This window comes from Traorella sp. mt218 (genome assembly GCF_055420025.1).
Map to the genome: position 1 here is coordinate 86219 of NZ_JBVAYM010000005.1, position 25464 is coordinate 111682.

27 protein-coding genes, 1 tRNA gene and 1 pseudogene are annotated in these 25464 nt (G+C 39.8%); 10 read left to right on the plus strand and 19 right to left on the minus strand.

Features of this window, described 5'->3' with window-relative positions; genetic code table 11:
* Positions 1 to 17: 17 nt before the first annotated feature.
* The 4 genes from ACZYT3_RS04140 to pheS are packed head-to-tail and all read right to left on the minus strand — an operon-like array spanning position 18 to position 5158.
* Complete coding sequence (locus ACZYT3_RS04140) at positions 18 to 311, minus strand: hypothetical protein (protein WP_464087788.1); 294 nt, start codon at positions 309 to 311, stop codon at positions 18 to 20.
* Positions 286 to 1701 (minus strand): bifunctional metallophosphatase/5'-nucleotidase, encoded by a 1416-nt coding sequence (locus ACZYT3_RS04145; protein WP_464087802.1) that lies wholly within the window; start codon positions 1699 to 1701, stop codon positions 286 to 288. Before ACZYT3_RS04145 ends, ACZYT3_RS04140 begins: the two co-directional genes overlap by 26 nt.
* Before the next feature lie 28 nt (positions 1702 to 1729).
* Positions 1730 to 4117 (minus strand): phenylalanine--tRNA ligase subunit beta, encoded by a 2388-nt coding sequence (pheT, locus tag ACZYT3_RS04150; RefSeq protein WP_464087789.1) that lies wholly within the window; start codon positions 4115 to 4117, stop codon positions 1730 to 1732.
* A gap of 9 nt (positions 4118 to 4126) precedes the next feature.
* Complete coding sequence (gene pheS / locus ACZYT3_RS04155; RefSeq protein ID WP_294562091.1) at positions 4127 to 5158, minus strand: phenylalanine--tRNA ligase subunit alpha; 1032 nt, start codon at positions 5156 to 5158, stop codon at positions 4127 to 4129.
* 328 nt (positions 5159 to 5486) lie between these two features.
* On the opposite strand from pheS, the gene ACZYT3_RS04160 reads away from it, so the two are divergent.
* Positions 5487 to 5562: transfer RNA gene (locus tag ACZYT3_RS04160), tRNA-His, on the plus strand.
* A gap of 294 nt (positions 5563 to 5856) precedes the next feature.
* Here ACZYT3_RS04160 and ACZYT3_RS04165 read toward each other — a convergent pair.
* On the minus strand, positions 5857 to 6669 hold the full coding sequence (locus tag ACZYT3_RS04165) for a MerR family transcriptional regulator (RefSeq protein ID WP_464087790.1): 813 nt from the start codon (positions 6667 to 6669) through the stop codon (positions 5857 to 5859).
* Between the two features lie 79 nt (positions 6670 to 6748).
* Between ACZYT3_RS04165 and ACZYT3_RS04170 the strand changes: the two genes are divergently transcribed.
* Positions 6749 to 7417: a YitT family protein gene (locus ACZYT3_RS04170; protein ID WP_464087791.1), complete on the plus strand. Its 669-nt coding sequence runs from the start codon at positions 6749 to 6751 to the stop codon at positions 7415 to 7417.
* Here the strand turns inward: ACZYT3_RS04170 and ACZYT3_RS04175 are convergent.
* Complete coding sequence (locus ACZYT3_RS04175) at positions 7361 to 8335, minus strand: lysylphosphatidylglycerol synthase transmembrane domain-containing protein (RefSeq protein WP_464087792.1); 975 nt, start codon at positions 8333 to 8335, stop codon at positions 7361 to 7363. The two genes, ACZYT3_RS04170 and ACZYT3_RS04175, sit on opposite strands and share 57 nt — an antisense overlap.
* A 186-nt stretch (positions 8336 to 8521) precedes the next feature.
* Here ACZYT3_RS04175 and ACZYT3_RS04180 point away from each other — a divergent pair, with 186 nt between their 5' ends.
* From ACZYT3_RS04180 to ACZYT3_RS04210, 7 genes are read left to right on the plus strand one after another with little or no spacing between them, the layout of a single operon-like run.
* Positions 8522 to 8887, plus strand: coding sequence for a hypothetical protein (locus ACZYT3_RS04180; RefSeq protein ID WP_464087793.1), 366 nt, complete (start codon positions 8522 to 8524; stop codon positions 8885 to 8887).
* Positions 8884 to 9576: a Flp pilus assembly protein CpaB gene (gene cpaB, locus ACZYT3_RS04185; protein ID WP_294562085.1), complete on the plus strand. Its 693-nt coding sequence runs from the start codon at positions 8884 to 8886 to the stop codon at positions 9574 to 9576. The genes ACZYT3_RS04180 and cpaB overlap by 4 nt, the downstream gene beginning before the upstream one ends.
* The gene (locus ACZYT3_RS04190) at positions 9569 to 10555 is read left to right on the plus strand and encodes an ATPase, T2SS/T4P/T4SS family (RefSeq protein ID WP_464087794.1); all 987 of its coding nucleotides are present in this window, start codon (positions 9569 to 9571) and stop codon (positions 10553 to 10555) included. The genes cpaB and ACZYT3_RS04190 overlap by 8 nt, the downstream gene beginning before the upstream one ends.
* Positions 10552 to 11415, plus strand: coding sequence for a hypothetical protein (locus tag ACZYT3_RS04195; RefSeq protein ID WP_294562083.1), 864 nt, complete (start codon positions 10552 to 10554; stop codon positions 11413 to 11415). Before ACZYT3_RS04190 ends, ACZYT3_RS04195 begins: the two co-directional genes overlap by 4 nt.
* Positions 11412 to 12161, plus strand: a complete 750-nt coding sequence (locus ACZYT3_RS04200; protein WP_464087795.1) for a hypothetical protein — start codon at positions 11412 to 11414, stop codon at positions 12159 to 12161. The genes ACZYT3_RS04195 and ACZYT3_RS04200 overlap by 4 nt, the downstream gene beginning before the upstream one ends.
* Positions 12162 to 12177: 16 nt before the next feature.
* Complete coding sequence (locus ACZYT3_RS04205; RefSeq protein ID WP_294562081.1) at positions 12178 to 12327, plus strand: hypothetical protein; 150 nt, start codon at positions 12178 to 12180, stop codon at positions 12325 to 12327.
* A gap of 33 nt (positions 12328 to 12360) precedes the next feature.
* Positions 12361 to 12660, plus strand: coding sequence for a hypothetical protein (locus tag ACZYT3_RS04210; RefSeq protein ID WP_294562080.1), 300 nt, complete (start codon positions 12361 to 12363; stop codon positions 12658 to 12660).
* A 27-nt stretch (positions 12661 to 12687) separates the two neighbouring features.
* On the opposite strand, the gene ACZYT3_RS04215 is transcribed toward ACZYT3_RS04210, so the two are convergent.
* The 8 genes and pseudogenes from ACZYT3_RS04215 to ACZYT3_RS04250 all read right to left on the minus strand — a co-directional run bounded on the left by ACZYT3_RS04215 (position 12688) and on the right by ACZYT3_RS04250 (position 18500).
* Entirely contained in the window at positions 12688 to 12996 is a 309-nt protein-coding gene (locus ACZYT3_RS04215) for a (Fe-S)-binding protein (RefSeq protein ID WP_294562079.1), read from the minus strand.
* Positions 12997 to 13005: 9 nt separating this feature from the next.
* On the minus strand, positions 13006 to 13164 hold the full coding sequence (locus ACZYT3_RS04220; RefSeq protein ID WP_294562078.1) for a hypothetical protein: 159 nt from the start codon (positions 13162 to 13164) through the stop codon (positions 13006 to 13008).
* 4 nt (positions 13165 to 13168) lie between these two features.
* Positions 13169 to 13744: an electron transport complex protein RnfA gene (locus ACZYT3_RS04225; protein ID WP_294562077.1), complete on the minus strand. Its 576-nt coding sequence runs from the start codon at positions 13742 to 13744 to the stop codon at positions 13169 to 13171.
* Between the two features lie 14 nt (positions 13745 to 13758).
* Positions 13759 to 14166, minus strand: a complete 408-nt coding sequence (locus tag ACZYT3_RS04230) for an FMN-binding protein (protein ID WP_464087803.1) — start codon at positions 14164 to 14166, stop codon at positions 13759 to 13761.
* Between the two features lie 57 nt (positions 14167 to 14223).
* A pseudogene (rsxE, locus tag ACZYT3_RS04235) lies at positions 14224 to 14865 on the minus strand (electron transport complex subunit RsxE); the annotation flags it as partial.
* A gap of 13 nt (positions 14866 to 14878) precedes the next feature.
* On the minus strand, positions 14879 to 15379 hold the full coding sequence (locus ACZYT3_RS04240; RefSeq protein ID WP_294562076.1) for an FMN-binding protein: 501 nt from the start codon (positions 15377 to 15379) through the stop codon (positions 14879 to 14881).
* A gap of 10 nt (positions 15380 to 15389) precedes the next feature.
* Positions 15390 to 17216: an RnfABCDGE type electron transport complex subunit D gene (locus ACZYT3_RS04245; RefSeq protein WP_464087796.1), complete on the minus strand. Its 1827-nt coding sequence runs from the start codon at positions 17214 to 17216 to the stop codon at positions 15390 to 15392.
* Positions 17217 to 17228: 12 nt separating this feature from the next.
* A complete protein-coding gene (locus ACZYT3_RS04250; RefSeq protein ID WP_464087797.1) occupies positions 17229 to 18500 on the minus strand; it encodes an RnfABCDGE type electron transport complex subunit C in 1272 nt (423 codons plus the stop codon).
* A 245-nt stretch (positions 18501 to 18745) separates the two neighbouring features.
* Here ACZYT3_RS04250 and ACZYT3_RS04255 point away from each other — a divergent pair, with 245 nt between their 5' ends.
* Positions 18746 to 19828 carry an FAD:protein FMN transferase gene (locus ACZYT3_RS04255; RefSeq protein WP_464087798.1) on the plus strand — a complete coding sequence of 361 codons (1083 nt, stop codon included), beginning with the start codon at positions 18746 to 18748 and terminating at the stop codon, positions 19826 to 19828.
* Between the two features lie 32 nt (positions 19829 to 19860).
* Here ACZYT3_RS04255 and ACZYT3_RS04260 read toward each other — a convergent pair whose 3' ends face one another.
* The 5 genes from ACZYT3_RS04260 to ACZYT3_RS04280 form a co-directional block, all read right to left on the minus strand.
* A complete protein-coding gene (locus ACZYT3_RS04260; RefSeq protein ID WP_294561399.1) occupies positions 19861 to 20607 on the minus strand; it encodes an META domain-containing protein in 747 nt (248 codons plus the stop codon).
* A 61-nt stretch (positions 20608 to 20668) separates the two neighbouring features.
* The gene (locus ACZYT3_RS04265) at positions 20669 to 21856 is read right to left on the minus strand and encodes an O-antigen ligase family protein (protein WP_294561400.1); all 1188 of its coding nucleotides are present in this window, start codon (positions 21854 to 21856) and stop codon (positions 20669 to 20671) included.
* Positions 21857 to 21957: 101 nt separating this feature from the next.
* Positions 21958 to 23652 carry a M3 family oligoendopeptidase gene (locus ACZYT3_RS04270; protein ID WP_464087799.1) on the minus strand — a complete coding sequence of 565 codons (1695 nt, stop codon included), beginning with the start codon at positions 23650 to 23652 and terminating at the stop codon, positions 21958 to 21960.
* Between the two features lie 96 nt (positions 23653 to 23748).
* Complete coding sequence (locus tag ACZYT3_RS04275) at positions 23749 to 24771, minus strand: zinc-dependent alcohol dehydrogenase (protein ID WP_464087800.1); 1023 nt, start codon at positions 24769 to 24771, stop codon at positions 23749 to 23751.
* Positions 24772 to 24877: 106 nt separating this feature from the next.
* Positions 24878 to 25411, minus strand: a complete 534-nt coding sequence (locus ACZYT3_RS04280) for a TetR/AcrR family transcriptional regulator (protein ID WP_464087801.1) — start codon at positions 25409 to 25411, stop codon at positions 24878 to 24880.
* Positions 25412 to 25464: the final 53 nt, after the last annotated feature.

Genomic DNA, 25464 nt, shown 5'->3' on the forward strand with positions numbered 1-25464 from the left:
TAAAAAGGAATACCATTCTAACATATGGAATTCATAAAAGTCATAACAATCATCATCAGAATAACGAGATAAACGATCGCATTGAAAATAGCGCTCTGTTTCCCTCTTAGTTTTTCTCTTATAAGCCCCTTTCTTCCCCTTTGAAGCTTATTCAAAGGTCGGTTTGACCGTATCCTGCTCATAGCCTTTCCCTCGATACGTCCCATTCTTACCGCATAGCTTTCATTGGGCTTGGTACGGGTAAAACAATATGGACAATATTTCTCACTATCATCATAAATCGTCTTACATTCCCTGCATCTTATTTTCATCTAAATCCCTCCCATAATCAAATTTTTTGAACCGTCTGCTTTTAGACTCCAAAACAAGCTTTTTATCAGACAAATATTGAATGATGACATCTTTGATCATCAATTTATCAAATTCTAAATGATCTTCACTGAATAAAGGTGGATACCCGCTTCCTCGGAAAAGAAAATCATTGGCACAAACAAGATACTTTTTCTGCTTATCTAATCGCTTCCCATCTAAAAAAACTTCTATCTCATCCTTCTTAATAATCACTTCAACATTTTTGCTGACCGCTAAATGTCCGATCTTTTTACCACGAAAACCGCAAGCTCTTTCTTCATGAAGACAATAAGCCGGATCCAGCGATAACTTTAAGGCTTCCAATATTTTTTCTCCTGTCAGATAAGCCCGTGAAATATTCAAAGGTGAAGGAGCGGTATCAAATACATCTGCTTTTGAAACCTCTTGATCCAGACCATGAAGGCATAACCCGCTGTTGGCAATCGCAAGATCGGCAGGCATCACTTTTAAAGAAGCATCTGCGATGAAATTTGTCAGACCATCTTCTTTTATCCAGTCATGATCCATCCTAAAAGGAAGCTCCACAAAAGGCCGGTTTAAGATTTCCAATGCCTTTTTCTTTTCGGATGCAACAAGTTGTCTTACTTCTTCATCTGCCGGATAATCTTTTGTATCATAGTTTTTTGATACCACTGACCTGATCTTTTTATTTTCAATATCGATCAAACATTCACCTACGTGTTCACCATACTCTTTTGCCTGATGAATATACGTACCATTGATATATTCACATCTTTCCATCAATGTATGTGAATGTCCGCCTATGATGATATCAACCGGTAATTTTTGTGCGATTTCTCTATCCTGTTCGATCCCCATATGGGATAACAAAATATAAATATCTGCTTCATTGCTTTCCATTTCCTCTCGGATACAGACAAGCGGATCTTTGACATGCAGACCATAAAGATGAGAAAATGAATTATAAGAATCCTTGCCTACGCTCACTCCGATGATACAGACCTTTACTTCTTCAAATCTCTTTATGATACTTTTTTTCAAAGGAATTTCTCTTGAAGGATAGTAATCAATATTACAGGATAACACATTCACATCTTCATTTTGAATGATATTTTCAAAATTTCCTTCACCGCTCCATAGATCATTATTTCCTAACGTCATGGCATCATAACCACAAGCTTTTAGAAATAAGCTTCCTGCTTTCGCATCAGATCCCAATAGTGTGAGTGATCTCATATCATGAAAATCACCGCCATCTAAAACAAGTGTATTCTCTTTTTGGTTTTGTCGAATACATGTTCTGATCATCGGAAGTTTTTCAAAATGAGAATGGATATCATTCGTGTGTAAGATTTGCAGCTTCCTAATTTTATTATAAAAGAAAAGAGGTTGGACATCAACCTCTTAATTCCGCATCATATTCCTTTTTCAGGGCATTTAAGATCTTCTGATGAACATCATTGATTTCCTGATCGGTCAGTGTTTTTTCATTCGACTGGAAAAGAATGCTTAAGGCAATGGACTTACAGTCATCTGCCACATGTTCACCTGTATAAACGTCAAAGACTTCTACATTCTTGACAATAGCCCGGTCACAGCGTTTGATCGTATCAACGATATCGCCGGCTTTGATTTCTTTCTTCACGACGAGTGCAAGATCACGGGTAACAGACGGATATTTGGAAATGCCTTCAAATTTGATCTTAGAAGCTTTATTATTCATCAAAACTTCTAAGTTGGCTTCCATGATGACACAATCCGTGGATACATCATATTTTTTGGCCATTGATGGATGAATCACACCTAAGATACCAAACAATTCCTTTCCGATATAGATAAGAGCACTTGCGTAAGGATGGAAATGAATCGTATCAACATCATTTTCTTTGATCTTCACACGGTTTCCTTCAAAGCCAAATTCGCTTAATAATGTTTCAGCCAATCCCTTTAATGCATAGAAATCTGCCTTCAGCTCAATTTTTTGCCAACGGCTTTTCTGCATGGCTCCTGACATCACGATACCTAAATGTTCTTCGTTTTTGTCTTCACTATAGATATGGCTTAATTCAAATAAGGCAAGATCTTTCACGCTGCGGTTTTGATTATAAGCCATTACATACAACATGCTTGGCAGCAATGTATTGCGCACATACTTACGATCTTCGCTCATCGGTGAAGCTAATTCTACGACCGGTTCAAGTCCCATGATCGCATCATCGATATGCTTCTGGCTTACCAACGTGTAGGATTCACACTCATAAAGGCCTAACTGTGTCAGTAATGTACGGATACGACGGTTCATCTTCTGACGGTTATCTAATTCTCCCTGCGTCATTTCCATGAGCGGCAAGGTAGATTGCAAGCGATCATATCCGATCAGACGAATGATTTCTTCCGAAACATCCGCTTCGATCTTGATATCACTGCGATAGCTTGGTACAGAGATTGAAATGCGATCGCCCTCACATACCGGTGAAAAATCAAGCCACTTAAGAACATCGCACATTTCTTCAGCACTAAACTGGGTTCCCAAACGTTTGTTGATACGTTCCACAGAAACCTCTAATTCTGTATTTTCAACATGTGGATCACCATAAACGGCTGTTTCTTCAATACCCTTGGCATCAGCATATTCGATTAGAAGCTGTACACAGCGATCCATTGCTTTTTTAGGCGCACCCGGTTCAATTTCCTTTGAATTACGAATAGAAGCATCACTCGTAATATTTAAACGGCGAGCTGTATTACGACACTGAACATAATCAAAAGTCGCTACCTCAATGATGATTCCTTTGGTCGTTTCGTCGATCTTGGAATCATCTCCACCCATCAAACCGGCAATACCGACAGGTTCACCGTGGGTCGTGATCATGATATCTTCAGGTTCGATCTTATAGTCCACACCATCCAACGCGGTATAAACGGTATCAAAACCTGTACTTACCACGATATCCTGATGCATCTTATTGATATCATAGAAGTGTGTCGGCTGACCTGTTTCCAGCATGACCAAATTGGAAATATCCACGACATTGTTGATCGTCTTTACACCTGCGGCATGAAGGATCTCTTTGATCCATTTCGGTGACGGCTTGATCGTCACTTCTTTAATGACCTTTCCTAAGAATAAAGGACATTTTGGGGTAGTGGAAGATACCTTTAACTGTGTCTTTTCACCGATATCACTGCCATTTTTAAAATCAGGCAGCGTCACCTCTTTATGAAGGATGGCCCCCACTTCTTTGGCCAATGCGAAACTTGCCAGACAATCGCTGCGGTTTGGTGTTAAGCTGACATCCAACAGCACATCATCCAATCCCAAATAGGCTAAAGGGTCACCGCCGACAACCGCATCTTCCCCTAATTCCTCGATACCGTTTTTCTGGGCATCGCTTAACTGCTTTGGATCAACACCCAGCTCTAAAAGCGAACAGATCATACCGTTGCTTTCAACCCCGCGGATCACACTTTTCTTGATTTGAATTTCAGGCAATTGGGCGCCTACCTTGGCAACGATGACTTTTAATCCGGCACGTACATTTGGTGCACCGCAAACGATTTGTTCACAGCCTTCGGCAAGCTCCACCTGACATACATGAAGATGATCGCTATCCGGATGATCCACGCATTCCTTCACATAACCGATTTCCAGATTCGTTCCTTGTGCCAAAGGCTCAATTCCCTCAACCTCCAAACCGGCCTCGGTCATCTTATCTGCCAGCTGTTGAGCTGTTACATCACTTAAATCCATATACTGGCTGAGCCATTTCTTACTTGTAATCATAAAATCCTCCTAATCGAAACGCTTGAACATCTTTAAGAAACGCACGTCATTCGTATAAAAATGACGAATATCATCAATACCATACTTCAGCATCGCCACACGTTCTATACCAACACCAAACGCAAAACCGCTCATCTTGGTTGAATCATAGCCTGCCATTTCCAAAACATTCGGATGAACCATGCCGGCTCCTAAAATTTCGATCCAGCCTGTTCCTTTGCATACCGGACAGCCTTTGCCGTTGCAGACATGACAGCTGACATCTACCTCGACACTTGGTTCTGTAAACTGGAAATAGCTTGGGCGGAAACGAATCACACGGCTTTCCCCAAACATTTTCTTTGCCATAAATTCAAGGGTACCCTTAAGATCTGATAACTGAATGCCTTCAGCTACGACTAATCCTTCCATCTGTGTAAACTGATGAGAATGTGTCGCATCGTCATCATCACGTCGATAAACCTTGCCCGGACAAACCACCTTGATAGGGTTAGGAGCATGAAGCTCTAATTGACGTGTCTGAATGGCTGTCGTATGGGTACGCAAAAGACGTTCGTGATCGATATAGAAGGTATCCTGCATATCCCTGGCCGGATGCCCCTGAGGAATATTCGCTCTTTCAAAATTATAAAAATCTAATTCTACTTCCGGTCCTTCAGCGACGGTATATCCCTGACCGATAAACAGGTCTTCAAGCTCCTGCTGAACAAGCGTCAGTGGATGGACATTACCGATCACCGGCTTATATCCTTCCAGTGTAATATCAATCTTCTCTTTTTCAAGACGCAGATTCATTTCCTTGACTTCAAGCTCACCACGCTTTGCTTCGATCGCATCGCTGATTGCTTTCTTGATCTCATTGACCTGCGCACCAAAAGCCGGTCTTTCTTCTGCCGGAAGATCCTTCATCATTTTCATGACATCCTGAATCGGACCTTTTTTTCCTAAATAATGAACTCTTTGTTGTTGAAGCTCAGACAAAGCTTCAGCCTTTTCTACGGCTTGAAGTGCTTCCTCTTTTAACTGTTCTAATCTTTCCATTTTCTACCTCTCTAAAATAAAAAAAATCGCAACCTGCAGGAACGCCTTCAGCGCGGTACCATCCTGTTTCATCTTGCGACACACTTTATACCGATAACCGCGGCTTACGGGGGAGGATTGGTCCCGCTCCAAGGTGAATTCAATCGAATCATCAACAGAAGGCTTCCAGTCGCTGACCCTCATTCCCTATTTGATGTTAGACGATCTACTACTCCTTATCATCGCTTTAACGGTTTCATTATAAATCATTCTTTACTTATTCGCAAGATTTTTTTCATTTTCCTCTTTACAATTCATGATGAATTTGATAATATAATAAAGCGTCATGGCGACTGTGGTGAAGCGGTTAACACAGCGGGTTGTGGTCCCGTCATGCGTGGGTTCGAATCCCATCAGTCGCCCCATTAATGAAATATAAGCTAATTCGTTCAGTGAATTAGCTTTATTTTTATATCTTTTCCGAACTATTTGAAGCGGTTCGATACCCCATGTTTAGTTGTCCTTGTAAAGAGAAATATGCTCTTTGACAACTGAATACAGATTATGGAACTTTCCAAAAGCAAATAGCGAGAATACCGTACGCCGTGACTTATTATTTTTAAAAATGTTATAAAACCACTATTTTTAATACTAAAGTGGGAAAGAAAAAAACCGACTTTGTCAACAGTCTGAAGCTATTTTTATTACAGAATAGCTTTTTAGTTTATATAAAACATGATCTTTGTAATATATTCATTTTCATCGTGGGAAGTCAAATAATCATTGATACAAAATTCATATGAATCAGAAATGATTTGTAAAGAATGTTTTCCACAGTAATCCAATAATTTTTTATAAGAATGACCAATGGATAAATAATCACCAATATGATTAATACAGACACATTTTCCTGATGGAAGAAATTTGATATTATCTGCCCTGTCTGTTTTTTCAATCGGTAAAAAAGCATGACTGGCTTCTGTAAAGCGATTTTCTTTAATGCGGTTCAACGGAACGATCACCCCTGACTGAAAGAAAACCGGCAGTTGTTTTTCAAAAGCATCCGCAAAACATTTCTTTGTCGCAATACTGATTTCTTTTAATGAATAAGGCATTTGAACCGTTTGAGTCAAAAGATACTGATCTTGTACCTTTTCAATGATCACTTCATCTTCATGATATGATCTTGCATGTTCCATTTGTTCACAGCGATGCCTGACCCTGCTTTGGATCAAACAGAGCTCTTTGATTTTTTCTTCAATGACCGATAGCTGCTTTTTAAAAAGTATCAGTGAACTGTCACTATTGTAATTCCGCATATGTTCCTTGATTTCATGAAGTGAAAAACCAATCTTTTTCATGATCAAAATCGTATCTAAATAATCGATTTGTGCTGCACTGTAATAGCGGTAACCTGTATTTGGATCTACATAGGCCGGTGAAAATAAACCGATCCTGTCATAATAAATAAGTGTCTGTTTTGATATATGCTGATATTTCGATACTTCTCCGATAGAAAATAAATCTTTCATAAAATCTCCTTGACATTATAGTTACTATATCCTTTATTATATCTGTATTCACGTATAAAATACAAGGAGGAAGATTCATATGTCATCTTTGATTCATAAATTACCAATCAAAAAAATAATTCTCATCATCATGGGAGCGATGATCACATCTTTTGGTATTCATAACATCCATCAGCAATGCAATATCACAGAAGGAGGTGTGATCGGGCTCATGCTTTTGATCGAGCACTGGTTTCACATATCACCTGCTTATATTACCCCTTTATTGGATATCACCTGTTATTTACTGGCTTTTCGATTTTTAGGCGGCCATTTTATCGTTACTTCGATCTTATCGACGCTCAGTGTTTCCCTGTTTTATAAAGTATGGGAGCTTTTCCCACCAATGCTGCCGAATCTCAGCGATCATCCCTTACTGGCCGCTGTATTAGGAGGCATCTTTGTCGGTGTGGGTGTAGGCATGATCGTACGGCAGGGTGGATCAAGTGGCGGTGATGATGCCTTAGCACTTACGATCTCCCATCTCACCCACTGTCGTTTATCTTTTGCTTATCTTTTTAGCGATCTGACCGTTTTGGGATTATCACTGACTTATATTCCTTATCAGAGAATCATCTTTTCCCTGATTACCGTAACGATATCATCTTTTTTGATCGATCGGATACAAGAGATAGAGCTAAAAAATCCTATATCATCCAAGCCTTCTTTTTATGAAAACAAAACACAGGGCACCCATGATAATATTTAGATAAAAGGTTGCGAAGCGCCATAAGATCATCATGCTCCCTGCTGCACTTTTTGTAAATAAGCTCATAAATAACAAAATAAACATCCCTTCGCTCCATCCGGCATCTCCCGGTAACGGCGTCAATGCATTCAACATATGCACAAAGCACGATAGGGCTATGATCTTAAACAGATCCGGAACATCAACAGGAAGGTTAAGCAGAAGCGCAAGGAGATAAGGAATGGCATAAAGGAGAAGAAGACGGAAGCTATTCATCAGTAGGATGAGATAGACTTCCTTTTTATTTTGGTTCAATTGAGAGGTATAGATACCGAATTGATCGATCATTTCTTTTCCCTTTATAAAAAGCTGATCCGGTTGTTGGATAAAGTGGAGCTTTTGAAGTAAGAGAAGCAGAAAATTTGATATTTTTATATATAATTGCGGAAAACGGCTCATGGAATAAAGAAAGAAGATCACAGACAGGTTGATACCGTAACCAAGTATGATCCACAAAACTGCTTTGGGAAAATCAAGAAACGCTTGTTGTAAGCTGATGCTTAGAATCAGGGTTGCCATGATGATCAGCGCACATTGAAACAGGAAAAAATCTTTCCATAGGATTGCCGCAATTTCACTAAAGCTGAACTGTTTTTTTCTTAAAATATAAGTCAATGATGCCTGTCCTCCTCCTAAGGGCGTCACACTATTAAAAAAGCTTCCCGTAAATGCCAATAAGATTCCTTCATATACCCGAAGACTTTTTTGATAGGGCCGGGCGATCCTGTATAAGATCCACCCCTGTATGATACCAAAGGAAGCACAAAGCAAAAGAATCGGCAAATAAGCAAAAAGCGAGATTTTAGAAAGCTGATTCAAGATAAGCATACTATCATCCTTGAAGATCATCACGATTACCAACAACATTAATACGAGCATGAATACCAGCTGATAAAAGGGTTTTATTTTCATTCATTCATTTTAGATCATTCTTATGCAGATTTTGTCGACTTAGGAAGACAAGTATATTTTTATGCAGCTGATTTAAAAAAAAATGAATTTTTTTTAATTTTTTTTGGGAATTTTACGATTTTCATGCATATAAAAGAGTAGGAGGTAATATTTATGAAATCAATTTTCATTGTCTATGGAATGATCCTGGGATCACTGATTCTTTTTTTGTCATTTTGCTGGTATGTACAGTTTGATCATACGCAAAATGTAACCGAAATGGCAGTCAAAAGAGCCCTTTTGTCAACAATGGCTGATTATGTCGATCGGGATAACTTTGAGGCACAGGATGCTTTTGACACCTTTACTACATATTTTAAAGAATTGGCACTTGAGGATTATACCTATGATCTGACATTAAGTGGTTTTATGAAAGAACCTTTATTTATGAGGATTCATTGTCAAGCCATAAATCAAAGCAGGTTAAAGGGAATGAGAATTGAAGTAGATGAAGCCATGGTAGAGGAGTTGAGTGAATGAAAAAGAATACGGCTTTGATAGGACTTATCGCACTGGTCATTGTTAATGTGCTGCTTTTCAAGATCTTATTGGATAAACAATTGGATCTGGTAGAAGTGCCGATTGCTAAAGTACAGATTGAACCACGGGCTAAAATTGAGAAGGATATGCTTGAAATCGTTAAGGTAAGCAAAGCTCTTTTGAATGAAGACTGTATTTTGGATATTGATGAAGCGATCGGTAAATATACCGAAATTGAAGGGATCATTCCTAAAGGGTCCTTGTTGTATCGATCCATGCTTTTCGAAGAAGAGCAGCTTCCGGATTATCCTGCTTTAAAGCTTCAAGAAGGTCAGAACGTATTTTCTTTGCCCATCGATCTAATAAAAAGCTCGGGCAATTCTTTGACGAATAATCAGAAGATCGATATTTATGCCACGATTTCTTTAAAAAAAGAAAATCCTGTCAGTGATGCGTTATTATGGGGAGTGCGGATCATCAATGTCGTTGATCGCAAAGGGATCGATATGAAAAAAAGCAGCTTGAATGTGCCCAGCGTAATTAATCTGGCCGTAAATGAAGAATATGTTGCGTTATTGAAAAAAGCAAGTGAAATGGGTCGCATTGATCTTTATGCCACGGCATATCCACATGAGGAAGAATGTTTATTGAACGAGGAAAGCGTCCTTCTTCCACTTTTGTATGAATAGCTTTGATTTCGGTCCGCTGACCCCTTATATCGAGGATGAAAATATCACGGATATCAATTACAACGGACGTCATTTATGGATCGATCATCTTTCAAAGGGACGTTATTGCGAAGTCTTTGATGAAGATGAATTTATTCAACAATTTTGTTTTAAAATGGCCAATTTTGTTAATTGCAGCTTCAATGTAACTTCCCCTATCATTGAAGCAGAAACTAAAGATCTGCGAATCAGCATCCTTCATCAGTCAATTGCGCGCAGCGGACACAGTATCTCAATACGTAAGACACCTGCCGTATTGCGATTGAACGATAAGAAGATGGTAAAGGAACGTTATGCAAATACAGAAGTATTGAAACTTTTAAAAAGGATGGTGGAGCATCACTGCAACATCATGATCTCCGGTCTGCCCTCCTCAGGAAAAACAGAGCTGATGAAATATCTGACTCAGTTTATTAAAGAAAGTGAACGTATCATAACGATAGAAGATACGCTGGAGCTTCGGGCCCATGATATTTTTGAGGATAAAGATGTCGTAGCCTTAAGAGTCAGTGACCGCTTCAGTTACGTTGATGCCATCAAGGCTTCACTAAGGCAGCGTCCTGACTGGATGCTTGTTTCTGAGGTCCGCTCTCATGAGGTGGTCCATCTGTTAGAAAGCATCTCAACAGGTACCCATCTTATTTCAACGATTCATGCCTATGATGCACAGAAGATACCTAGCCGTATCCTGCATATGTTTGAAAATGTGGAAATCAGTAATCAGATCATTTTAAACAGCATCCATGAATCAATTGATTTTGGTATTCATTTAGAAGCAAGCATCAGTGAAAAAGGGATCCGGCGCTTTTTGAAACAGATTGTCTGTTTTGATGTGAAAGAGGAACAGGCTCAGAGCCATATCATTTATGATGGTAAAATGCATTTGGAAAATCTGCCTGAAAGGCTGAGAACAAAGTTAAAGATGGAGAAATTAAAATGATGGTACTGATCTATATTTTTGTTGCCCTGCTATTGCTGGCACTGAATTTTTCAAAGAAGAAGGATTTCTTTAAATATGGTATCTTTAGTCGTAACGGATATCGAAATCTGAAAAAGACGATACTTACCTACGGTTACAACTATGATATCAAGACACATCTTTTTAGTACCTTTTTCTTTCTATGTATCTTGTACTTTCTCTGTTATCAATTTGAAGTACGTCTTGAAACTTATCTTCTACTGGCTCTTGTTTCCTTATTCATGCTACCGCATATCATCATTTGGCTACTTTTTCACTCCTATCAGGAAAAAGTATTTAATGGCTTTACCATGTTCCTTCAGACCTTTATTGCCGTATTCAAATTAAACCCAAAAACTTATCCGAGCTTATGCGAATGCGAAAAGGTCTGTGAGGGAGAAGTAGGTGTGCTGATATCCAATATGAAGGAAGTGCTGATGAAAGAAGGAAACATTGAAGCTTCCCTGAAGCTTTTAAGTGATTATCAGCCTCACTTTATCGTTCATAATCTGATAACCTTAGTAGCGACCATTGAAAGACATGGCGGAAGCTTTAGTGAGGGATTGGATTTGATTCAGGATGATATTGATGATTGGATCGAAGATATTTATGAGTTTAAGAAAAAGCAGGTCAGCACAAAAAATAAAATGATGGGCTTATGTCTGTTATCGATCGGGATTGCTTTTTTATCAAAAAATATGCTTGCGGAAATTTCTTTTGATACAAGAAGTGATATTTATCAGCTTGCAATCCTTATTTTCTTATCATGTCTTCTTTTTACCCTTTTTATGGCTCATCGCATCTTTTCAAAATCATGGTTTGAAAAGGAGGAGGCTTTATGATCCGAACTATGCTGCCAACGATGATCGTAGCATTGCTCTTTCTTTTCCATAAGATACTGGAACCCTGGCTTATCTGTTTGATTCGTGAACGTGATCTGGACGAGCTGTTACACGAGGATCAGCAATCGTTCATGTTAAAAAGAGTCCGTAAAAGCCGGATTGCATTATTGCCTCTTTGCTTATGGAGCCGGATGGATTATTCTTTTTCTATTCTCTTTCTTATTCTTTTCATATATATTTTTCTCTTAAAGAAGGATTACTGGTCATTGAAGCAACATGTGAAAAGAAAAAGCCGGCTCTTAAAATTTCAGTTTCCTATCTGGCTAAGACAATTGCAGATTCTTCTCCAAAGCAATACCGTCTCTCAGTCACTGAGGCTCTCTTTAAGCCATGCACCTGCCCTGATCCGGCATGATTTGAAAAAACTCATTGATGAAAGTGATAAGGATGCCTTAAATATTACCCCCTATTTGAATTTTCTAAGTGCTTACCGACTCAGTGAGATTGAACGTGCCATGAAACTTTTATACCGCTATAACACTGTGGGCAAGGATGATGCCTATTTGCAATTCAATCGCATGATACAGACAACAACAAAATGGCTGAGAAGCGAAAGAGAAGAACATCATAAAGATGCCGTGACCATTTATGAATGGTTTTCCATGATTCCTCTTTTTGGAGTTACTCTTTTGTTTCTGGCAATCATGTGTGAAGTAATAATGAATATGTTTACAAATGGAATGTAAAAGCTAGGAGGTCAAAATGAAAGCTTTTTTTGAAGAATATGGTCTTGTGCTGATCGTCACGATCATCGCTTCAGGAATGATCCTGTTTGCCAGTGATTTTAGAGGGACGATGCAGGATACGATTGAAACCCAATGGAATAAAATGACGGAAGAATCACCGCTTTAGTCTATGAAGGGCGCTTTTGAATTTGGATTCATCATGATATTTGCATTACCTATCGTTGTTTTTGGACTGAATTTCATGCAGATTTTGATGACCTATAATCAGGCCAGACAATATCAGAACTATGTCGTAACACAGATCGAACATCAAAACCGGCTCGATGCATCCGTCTATGAGCTGATTGAGAATGGTAAACGATACTGTTCTACGTGTACGCTGAGCATTACTCCCAATGCTCAACGCTACGATGTCAAAGTAACCTTTCCCATTCATCTTTCACTTGTCAATTATCATACGAATGGTTCACTGCACATGATGACACAAATCATAAAATAAAAGGAGATCTGATCCGATCTCCTTCTACTATAATGTCACAGTAACTTTTTCACCGTTAGGTCCTTCAGCAGCATTCAGATAATCCACGATTTCCTGTTTCTTATCTGCTTTTGATGGGCGACAGGTACTTACGCTTTTTACCTTGCCGCTGACCAATGCTTCCGCAAGGCCGCTGCATCCCGGATAACCGCAGGAACCACAGTTATAACCCGGTAAAAGCTGTGTAACATGTTCAACACGCTCATCTTCCTTGACCGCTAAAAATTTATTGGCAAGACCTAATCCCAATCCCAGAACAGCTCCTAGGATGAGCATCAATATGATTGCTTGTATCATAGTTCCTCCTTAATTCTGACTAGGGTGATTTCCACAAGAAAAATCTTTGCACCCCTGACATGCCTGTTTCAGATTTTCACATCCCTTAGGTACTGGTGTCTTATGATTCAAATAGTAGAAACAGCCATATCCAGCCGCCAGCACCACTAAAATGATGATTCCTGTCATACTACTATACCAGTCCGGCTAATCCTGAAAAAGCGAGAGCCATCAATCCGGCTACGATCAAAGCAATCGGATTACCCTTAAACGATTGCTGCGTATTCGCTGTATCCAAACGTTCACGAATCGTAGAGAAAATAAATAAAACCAAAGTAAAGCCGACAGGAACAGCCAGAGAATATGTGCACATTTCCGCAAAGTTATACTGATTGGAAATATTATCCAAAGCAACTCCCAATACAGCACAGTTGGTCGTGATCAAAGGCAGATAAATACCCAAGGCTTTGTATAAAGCCGGTGAAAACTTCTTAATGATCATTTCTACAAGCTGTACAAAGGCCGCAATGACCAAAATGAATGTGATCAGATCCATGTATTCCAAATTTGCCGGTTCCAATACCTGATAATAAAGCGTATAAGTTACGATACTGGATACAAAGATAACAAAGATAACGGCTGCACCCATTCCCAAGGCACTGTCAACCTTTTTCGAAACGCCAAGGAAAGGACACATACCCAAAAATCTGGTCAGAATAATATTATTGATAATGGCAGCGCCAAGAAACAATGTAAATAATTCACTCATATGCTTTCTCCTTTCTACTCAGCTGCTTCCAAAGCGGCTAAGACTGCATGATAAGCAGAGTTGCTTGAAATCGTTGCACCACTCAAAGGTTCAAGTTCAAGCGTATCTTTTGTCATACCTACAAACTGACTGGTAAATGCTTCATCAGCAATGCGGTCACCCACATACTGTGTATCATTTGCTTCTGTAACCACGACATTTTGTACCGTTCCATCTAAGATCGTTACTTCGATGACATTCGGTTTTCCATCTGCATGATTATATACCGCATAACCATCTACACTCACGGTATAGGTCACACTGCCATCAGCATTTTCCGTTGTGTTGGTAATTTCTGTATTGAATGCCAAGTCAGTTTCACTGCCTCCCTGAGAACCGTTTTCCTCTTCCACAGGAGTTTCTGAAGCCGCTGTATCAACCATGAAATCACTTCTTAATGCTACAAAGGCGATCAGTACAAGTGCAACGAGCGCTCCGCCGATCTTCCATGGCTTTTTATTCTTGCTGCTTTTAAATGCCGTTAAAGCAGCAGCCAGACAGGCAAAGGTGAAGAAAGCACCAATTGGCTGACTAAAGATCGATACCGCATATTCACTAGGAAAGAAAGTCGTTTCAAAAATAACAAAATTAGTATTGAACGGATTTGCAAAGCTCAACGTTCCTGTTGAAATGATCTGACGAACCACTGCCATCGCCAACAGTCCCATCGTATATCCTAATCCCATACCTAAGCCGTCTACCAGTGAATCTAAAACACCATTTTTACTGGCAAAGGCTTCCGCACGTCCTAAGATGATACAGTTAACCACGATCAATGGCAGGAAAATGCCCAATGCCGTATTCAATTCAGGCGTATAAGCCTCAACAAGCATCTGCACGATCTTTACCAAAGCCGCAATAACAACGATATATACCGGAATACGGATTTCATCCGGCGTAATCTTACGAATACAGGAAATAATGATATTGGACATGACCAGAACGACCGTAACAGCCACACCCATACCTACGGCATTGTTTAATGTCGTAGAAATAGCCAGTGTGGAACATAAGCCCAAATAAAGTCCAAAGATCGGGTTTTCATTTATGAACCCCGCTTTAAAGTTATCAAAACGTTTCATAACGATCCCCCTCCTAATAATTTTCGTTGTGATATTTCACAACTTCTTTAAGACCATTGACAACAGCTGTCGATGAAACTGTTGCACCACTCAAAGTATCAACCTGTGTATCGATCGACTGACCGATAAAAGGTTCATAGAATTCAGGATCGCCCACACGTGATCCATAACCCTGTGTATCACTGATTTCTGTTACCTTATATCCCGAAAATTTTCTATCATTATCAATGGCTACAAGATAAGTGATCGTATCACTGAAACCTTGAACGCTGACCTTATAGATCACACCTTCACCTTCAGCTTCATAAATATTGGTAATATATTCAACTTCCCCTTTGATATCCACTTCTGTAAAGCTGCCATTCGGGAAAAATTCTTCAAGCGTCGATTTTACTTCAGCCAAAGCATTTTCTTCAATGATAGGTGCTGTCAAATTGTTGACAGCTGCCAGCGCACCGCCGGCAATCGCCGAAATAATGGCAAGGAAAAGTGTTAAATGAATGATTTTTTTCATAATACCCCTCCTATTGCTCCAAAGCAGTTAAGACTGCATGATATGCTGAGTTACTTGAAATCGTAGCACCACTCAACGGCTCAAGCTCAAGCGTATCTTTTGTCATACCTACAAACTGACTGGTAAAGTCCTCGTTTGCAATCTGATCTCCAACATACTGCGTATCATTTGCTTCGACAACCACAACATTCTGAACCGTTCCATCTAAGATCGTTACTTCGATGACATTCGGTTTTCCATCTGCATGATTATATACCGCATAACCATCTGCGCTTATTGTATAAGTAATGCTGCCGTCACTGTTTTCGGTTGTATTGGTGACTTCCGTATTGAAATCCATTCCTGTTTCACTACCACCTGTACTTCCGTTTCCTCCGGCTGGTGCCTGTGCTGCTTCAAGTGCCGCCTGCACTGCCTTTTCTGCGGAAGTACTTGAAATCGTAGCACCGCTCAACGGCTTAACTTCAAGCGTATCCAATGTCATGCCCACAAACTGACTGGTAAAGTCCTCATTTGCAATCTGATCTCCAACATACTGCGTATCATTTGCTTCGACAACCACAACATTCTGAACCGTTCCATCCAGGATCGTTACTTCGATGACATTCGGTTTTCCATCTGCATGATTATATACCGCATAACCATCTACACTTACTGTATAAGTCACGCTGCCGTCACTGTTTTCAGTTGTATTAGTGATTTCTGTATTGAAATCCATTCCTGTTTCACCTTCATTCGTGCTGCCGTTATTTTCTTCTTTTGCAGCAGTGGCAGGCTCAACCGCATTGATGGCTAAAACGCCACAGCCAAGTCCTACGACGGCCAAACATACAAATGAGATAATAGCATTTCTTAAGCCTTTGATCTGTTCACAGTCACAAATACGTTCAATCATCGGCGTACATGCATTCATGAGCAGAATAGAATATAAGACACCTTCCGGAAGATTAGCCTTCACACGAATCAGAACCGTTAAGATCGCACAGCCTAATGCGAAAATGACCCTTCCTGATGCGCTTGTCGGATTCGTAACCGGATCAGTTGCCATAAAGAAGGCACCAAACAGAAGTCCGCGACTCAACACATGATAAACAGGATACCACATGCCCATTCCTTTAAATAAAGCCATGACAGCCGTGATCACAAATACGCTTCCGATATAAACGACCGGTACACGCCAATCAATGACCTTGCGGATCGCAAGAATAATTCCCACGACAATGATCAGGATACCGCAGGTTTCACCCAAAGCTCCGGGATGTGAACCAAACAGCAGACCGCTTAGTCCGCCAACCGAGTTCAACAGCTCACTGACCATACCTGCATCCGTCACACACCATGAATATGTGCTTGCCATCAAAGTTGTCGGTGTAGCCCCTGTTGTGATATCTGCAACTACCATACCTGAAAAAGCAGTCAGTATGATCGCTCTTCCGACAGCAGCCGGATTAAAGATATTCTGGCCAAAGCCGCCGAATGCCAGTTTACCGAAAATCGTACAAAGCACGGCAGCCACTAAAACCGCATACCAGCTTGTATTGACAGATACCATCAATCCCAAGATCACGCCCGTGATCCAAGGAAAGGATCCCTTCAGATATGAAATGACATTCTTTTTTAGCGCTAATGCCCAAACGACCTCAGTAAGCACACAACCGCCAACCGAAGCTGCCATGATCAGCAACGCCTGCATAAGATATTCATTTCCATAACTTGTTGCGTAATAAAAGAGTGCATATAAATAAATAACTATTAGCCCCAGCAACAGTTCAAACATGATTCTTTTAGTAGAATTTGAACTGCGATAATTCGGAGCCGGACTGTAATTGAATTTCATCGTCGCTTCCCCCTATTTCTTAGCCTTCGCCATCTGATAGGCGCGCTTAGCTCGGCGTACATTTTCCGTAACAGCAATCTTAGAAGGACAAACATATGTACACATTCCGCATTCCACACACTTGGTGACATCCAGCTTTTCCAGACGTGCCATATCCTTTAATTTATTCGCCTGAACGATACGTACCGGCTGCAGACCGCTTGGACAGTGATCTGAACAGCTTCCGCAACGCAAACAGGCAACTTCATCGATTGCCGCTTTCTTCAATACCGTGATCGCATTGTTCTGTCTTTCTACACTGACATCATCCGTCGTGATCGTTGTACCCATCATCGGACCGCCAAAGCAGACAACCACATCATCAGCAGTATAACCGCCGCAGGCCTCGATCACATCGTGAGCACTGCTTCCGACAGGAGCAATCACATTACATGGATGCTTCACGGCATCACCGCTGACTGTCAGCATACGGCTAATGATCGGCTCTCCAGTCGTCAACGCCTTGCCAAACATATAAGCTGTCGTTGCATTGTTAACGATACAGCCTACCTCAAGAGGCAATTTATCATAACGCTTTTTCGTCAGCTGATAGACCAGCGTTCTTTCCCATCCCATCGGATAAACATCCGGAACGCTGACACAAGTGATATCTTTTTCATTCTGCAACTTAGCACTGACGCTCTGAATCAGTTCAGGATGTGATTTTTTAATAGCAATCAGCACCTTCTTTGCATCACTCATCTTTTTCATGGCCTTGATACCTGTCAGCACCACATCAAAATCAGTTTCCATGACTTTATAATCACTGGTGATATAAGGCTCACATTCAACGGCATTAATGATCAAGCTATCAACATTCTTAACACCTTTATACTTTACATAAGAAGGAAAACCTGCTCCTCCGCAGCCGATGATACCGGCATTCATCATAAAATTAACCAGTTCTTCACGAGAAGCAGCCTCATAATCCAACGTCGGATTTTCTTCCTTTGTGTATTTTTTATCATTGACGATCACTACATGTTTGATTCTTTTAAGATTCTGATGTAATCGATCCTCAATCACTTCGACTCTTCCGCTTACACTAGAATATATCGGCACTACAAAGCGGCTGCTGAACTCTGCAATTTTTGTCCCTACTTTAACTTCATCCCCAGCCTGAACAAATATCTGCGGATCCGTTTCTGCACCGAAATACAGCGGAATCGCTACTTTTTCAGGAACCAAAGTGATGATATCTGCATGTTCGCTCAACTCTTTGTGCCCATTTATATGAGTACGCATTGACCCTCTAAACAAAGACATTTCGTCACCTTCCTCTTCTTATCATCGTATAAAACGACATCTCTGTTATTATAACATAATATCACACGATTTTTAATATATTTATCAATATTGTGGCATCTATTTTAGAAAAAATCATATCAAATTTCATGCTCTTTACCCATATTCTTCCTCCGGTTTGCTTCACAAAAAGTAATTTCTTGATTTTAATCCCCTTGCACAGTATAATAAAGCAGGTGATAAAATTGAAAAAAACGAGTTTACTGCTCATTGGTTTGCTTCTTTTAGGGTGTGCTCCAAAAGAGAAAAAGCTCTATAATGATTCAACGATGCAGGCTGGCTTTGATACGGTAATTTCAATTCAGTTATATGCCGACAGTCAGGAAGAATTTGATGAAACATTTCAAAAAGCAACCGATGCTTTTCTTTACTACAATTCCCTTTTTGATAAATACAACGATTACGATGTAGCCAATATCAAAACGATCAATGACAATGCCGGTATTCAGCCGGTGGAAGTTTCTCAGGTAATCATTGATATGCTTCTTCTTTCAAAGCAATACAGCGAATTAAGCAACTATCAGTTTGATGTAACGCTTGGCCCTGTCTTAAGCTTGTGGCATGATGTCCGAGAAAAAGCTCTCAACGGTGATGATTACACGCTTCCTACCGAAGAACAGCTTCAAAGCGCCAGAGTCTGCTCGGGATGGGACAAGGTTGAAATTGATGACGAAAACAACACCGTCTATTTAAATCAATCATGTGCCAGTCTTGATGTCGGTGCCGTCGCTAAAGGATATGCTACTCAGTTAGTAACAGAAATGCTTCTTGAAGAGGGATATGTCAATGGCTTTGTCAATGCCGGCGGAAATGTAGAATTTTTAGGAAATAAGATCAATGGTGATCTATGGCGAGCCGGTATTCTGACCCCTTCCCTCCATAACTCCACCGAATCGCTCATCACATTAGAACTGGGCGGTCAGGAAGCCTTCGTAACCAGCGGTGACTACCAGCGCTATTTCATACATGACGGTAATATCATGCATCATATCATTGATCCTGATACCTTATATCCGGCAAGACATGCGAAAAGCGTAACTATTTTATGTGAGGACAGCGGCATTGCCGATATCCTTTCCACAACGCTTTATACGATGACTTATCAGGAAGGTGCTGCATATTTAGAAAAGTTAAAAGAAAACGGCATAGAAGCCGAAGCCATCTGGATCTACGATAAAACAGATGAGATCGAAAATGAAGATTATCGAGAAAAAGAAGGTTATTACATTCTGACCACGCCAAATATCGCATCTAAGATCATTAATTAAAAAGCGCTTCGTTTGTAGCGAAGCGCTTTTTGTTATCTGTAATTGATTCTTTCGATCAGCTCAGACGTCTGACCGTCATAAATTTCCGCAATATCATTCTCAGCATCTACCCAGATAGTCGCCACAAACGACTCACTGTCAAGCTTATTCCAGGCTTCATCCGTATTCATGCCATAAGCCTCATCATAAGCAGTCTTAGGATAAACCCTTACCCACATTTCTCCGGCATAATTTGAAAGAATATTCTCTGTATAAAGATAATTCGCAAGTTTTTTCAATTCATCTTCATTGATTTCTTCCAAGCTCAGATCCAGCGTATAATCATAGAGCGTATCATCATCCTCATAATAATAGGCTTCGAACGGTGTCGTATATGCATTTTCATCATTTCTGTTATATAATGTTCCGGTAAACGTAAATTCACTGTCTTCCGCAAAATTAGGACATTCTACTGTCTTTGACGCATAAGAATATGGTGCCAAACCTGTTACTGAAAGCTGAAATTCACAGGCATCCAGATCTACCGTACCCGTATAATAGTAATCCATATTATTGAAGATAGAAAGCGTCACCTGCGTATCATCAACAACCTCATAATATACATCTACGCTCTCCGTACTTTCAAAAATTTCCTGAGTTTCATCCTTTCCAAGCGGCTCTCCTAATACCTGCTCTGCGATTTCATTATGATTGGGATGTACATAATCCACTTCGATCGTTTCTTTGCTGCTGCATCCTGCCAACAGACACAGCGCTACGACTGCTGCTAACTTTTTCATATTCCACCTCTTTATGATTTATATTCTATCGTAATTTATTTTATTTGTAAAGATTACGAGATCAATCATAGGAATTATTTTTATACATGCTGCCACTGTTCAAGATCAGTAAAAATATCGTTCCTGTCTGTATCCAGAAAACGGTATAATCAAAAATTCCATGAATCAGAACAGCAAGGATCGAACAAATGATCAGACCGAACAATTCCCTATTGATCTTTCTGGAATATAGCTGATAAATTTCCTTCACGACCGGCCATGCGAAATAACATATCATACCTACGCCCACGATCCCAAACGAGAGCAGCGGATCAAGATAAACGCTATGCGAATGAAAAGCCTTGCGTCCCCCTAAGCTTTCATAAATCATCAGATATGCGCTGGGACCACGCCCAAACAACGGCTTCTCCATAATTCCCTTCACAGCAGTCATCCAAATATTCGTACGATTAAAGAAATAGCGGATGATATTATCAAAGCGAGGAAAAATCTCCGGATTCAAAAGTACGATCACCACAACAAGCGCAATCATCAGCACTAAAAAAAGTGAAGTCTTTTTCCGTCGATTTATATAAAAGATCAGCGGAATGGTCACTAAAAAGCTTAACCATCCGGCCCGGCATCCGCTCAGATAAAGAACAAAAAGATTACAAAAGATCGTCACGACATAAAATACGACACGATGGATCGTTTTCGCATGCAGAATCTTATAGATGCACATCAGCACTAAAAACTGGATCATCATGCCATAATAATTTGCATTATAAAAAGTTGAATTGATGCGATTCACCGGCGAATCTTCAACGATCAGCTCATCAAAAGGATAACCCAAACGATCAACGATCGAAGCATACTCCATCAATCCCCACACAAAACAGCACAGCGACAACAGACAACAGGTATCTACGATAAAAGTAAATAACCGCTCATCGATATAACGGCGATAATACAAAATAAAAACCGCCACAAAAACGATTCCTACACACTGCATAAAGCCCCGATAATTCTGATAATAAAGCGAAACCGCCATCGACATGCCGCCAAAAATCAAAGCCCAATAACCTCTTGGCGTACCCAAGATCACCTTTTTTAGCTGCTTGGTGTAAACCAGATAAATTACAACCCCCACCATAGCCGCCAATGAAAAGTAATGTGGTAAAAAAATCGTAAAAACAACAAACATGATTATATATTGATCAACACTATATCCCAGTAGTTTTCTCTCACAAAAAGCTTTAACTGATTCCATATATCCCTCCGCCATTCCCACATATTATAAACAATCTCTATAGAAAATACAATCACAACAAAAAAAGACTGAAATTCATGCATTGAATTCCAGTCCCCATATCAAAACTTTTTATCATCAACACTTTCTAAATAAGCTTTTGCCGACTCCATGACATCCTTCAAAAAGCCCTTTTCAAAAGGAGATATCAAATGTGCTGTCTTAACGATATCCAAAAAGCTCTTTGTACCTCCCACCTGACAGATTGCCAAATAATCCTTCCACATATCCTTATCATGCTCCTGGCTTCTCTTCCAAAACTGCAAGCTGCATACCTGAGCCAGGGTATAGTCAATGTAATAGAACGGATCCATGAATATATGACTCTGCTGGAACCAGTAATTGCCTCTTTCCAAGAAATCACAGGCTTCATAATTCTTATAAGGCAGATACATCTTTTCCAATTCACGCCATACCTCTTTTCTCTTTTGAGGCGTCATTTCAGGATGATTATAGACTTCATGCTGGAAATGATCCACCAAAACCCCATAAGGAAGAAATTTGACGGCCGAGCTTAAATGAAGATAATGATACTTGGCCGTATCCTCACCAAAGAACAGATGGCTCCATGGCCATGTGATGAACTCCATGCTCATCGAATGGATTTCACAGGATTCATATGTTGGAAATTCTAATTCAGGAATCTTATTATGTCTTGAAGAATAAATCTGAAAAGCATGACCGGCTTCATGTGTCAATACCTCAACATCACCACTCGTACCATTAAAATTAGAAAAAATAAACGGTGCTTCATATTCACTGATATAGGTACAATAACCGCCGCCTGCCTTATTCGGCTTGCTTTCCAGATCTAAAAGCTCACGATCGATCATCATATCAAAAAACTCGCCTGTTTCCTTTGAAAGCTCATGATACATTTGACGCGCCTTTTCAACCAGCTCCTTGCAGCTTCCCTTTGGCAGTGGATTACCGCTCTTAAACTCAACATTCAAATCATAATATTCCAGTTGGTCAAGCCCCAGACGCTCTTTTTGCTTTTCGGCAAGCTCACATGCCAAAGGAACAACGCTCTCCAATACTTCCTTACGATAATCAGCAACCATTTTTTCATCGTAATCAAGACGGGTCATACGAAGATAACCAAGCTTTGTAAAGTTTTCAAGACCCAGCTTCTTTGCCATCCTGTCACGCACCCGCACAAGCTCGTCATAAATACGGTCAAACTCATCTTCATGATCTTCATAAAATTTAAATTTAGCTTCACTTGCTCTTTTTCTGAGATCACGATCCTTTGATTCACATAGGGCAGATATTCCCGGCAACGTATAAGTCTTGCCTTCAAAATCGATCTTTGCGGAAGCTTTCAGCTTGTCATATTGGGTCACAATTTTATTTTCCTGCTGCAGATCCTCCAATATAACGTCATCAAAAGCTTTCAGCTGACAGGAAATGATCCCGAAAAATGGTGAAGGGATCCTCTTTTTCAATTCATCTAAAAGCGGACTTTCCATGATCGTTTTATAAAAACGGGTATCCAGCTGCTGATAAAAAGGTGAGTGCTCGTCCCAATAATCATTTTCTTTCTCATAAAATTCATCCGCTGTATTGATCGTATATCGCAATGAAGCAATCGTTCTCATGCTTGAGATATGATTTCTCAGCTGATTCAGTCTTTTGAAAATATCCATAAATGTATCGGCATCACCCGCACGCTTTAATTCATCAATGTAACGGGTATAAAGCTTCTGCATTTTTTGCAGATCAGGTCTTTCATATGTATATTCACTAAATTTCATAAACAATCCTCCTACTACAATTTTACACTGTTTCAAGGGCGAACACAACGAAATTTAAATATCCTTCAGAAAAGAAAAAACCAGTCATCGACTGGTTTATTCCATCTCATAATCAATTAATACCTTGATCTGCTTACCACTGGCAGCATCAGCAATGGCCTGTGGGAAATCATCGATCTTATATTTTTTAGTAACGATTTCCCGAATATTGGTCTTATTCTTTTGTAAATGATCAATTACTTCCGCAATCGTTTCATGCTCATATCCCCGAGAACCGTAGATCACAGGCTGTGTCGCAATAAAATTCAAACCATTCAGAGTTACTTCATTCAGCACAGATACAACGGCATAACGAGTCTTTTCCCTGGCTAAATCAAAGCATTGCCGAAACAGCGCCGAAGAACCGCTTGCCTCAATATACATATCCACATCCGGTAATGGAAAATATCCCGGGAATGCTCCTAAGATACGAATAAGCTCTTCCTTTAGATCCTTTTCTGTCGTATTAACGGTTTCAGCACCAAGATGTCTGGCAACTTCCAAACGTTTTGAATCACGATCAACCACAACGATCTTCTTTAATCCTCTGGCAATCAAACTTGCGGCAGCTGATAAACCGATCGTTCCGGCACCCAGCACGACAACCTTCTCATCCAATTTAGGTTCCACCATCGTTGCTGCCTTGGTTCCTACGCATAATGGTTCAATGATTGCCAGCTTGTCTAAATCCGGATCTTCTAAATGATAAAGATTATAATTTAATGCCGCATTCTTAACAAGGGCATATTCACAAAAGGCACCTGCCGCAGTTGAGCCTGCAACTCCGTTTTCGGTACTAAGTGTCGGATCGATAAAAACAACATCTCCGACATTCAGATCATCTGCGACATCACTGCCCTTTTCCACGATTCTGCCGATCATCTCGTGTCCGAACTGTGAATCAGAAGGAAGACCATATCCTTCTCCGCCATGCAGATAGATACCTACATCTGAACCGCAGATGCCGGCTCTAAGAACTTTTACCAGCACATCCTTACTGCTGATCGAAGGAATTGCCCTTTCTTCTACAACAATGTTTTTTGCGCTTTTATAAATAGCACACTTCATCATACCTTCCATTTCTAAGACTCCTTTCATCTATTTCTATTATAGTCATTTACCTGTCTGATTTACATTAACTCTTTCAATCAAAAGTAACTAAAAAGGTAACAAAACAAAAAATTTGTTACCCCTTTTTCTTCTTATATGACGGCAGTTGTTGGATAGAGCTTAAATAGATATCTGCAAGAAATTCAGCGGATTCCTCCATGCCCTCATTCATCCATTTTTTTAGAAGCATCGCACTGGTTGCCGCATACTTATATGAAAGATATTCCAGTTTTTTCTTATCTTTAAAATATGGATCATACAGATCCCTGCAAAATGATGAACACCGCTGTATGATGATATCAAATAATGAATTTTGTCCTTCACATTTCATGGCAATCATAAAAAAATCCTTTTGTTTTAAAAAACTATTATAAGTAGCAATGACTTCCTCTTTTTCATTAATGGGATATTGCAATCCATTGACCATTGTCTTTTCAATTTCTTCACAAAAAATACATTCAAGAATCTGTTGCTTATCAACAAAATAATTATAAAAAGTCTTTCTTGAAATATCAGCATGATCGCAAATTTCAGCAACCTTTACATGAGTCGTTTTCTTTTGAATCACTAAATCAATATAGCTTTGAATGATCATATCCTTTGTGTTCATAAAATACCTCTTTATCTATGCGAAGATTATAACATTTATATCTCACTATCGCA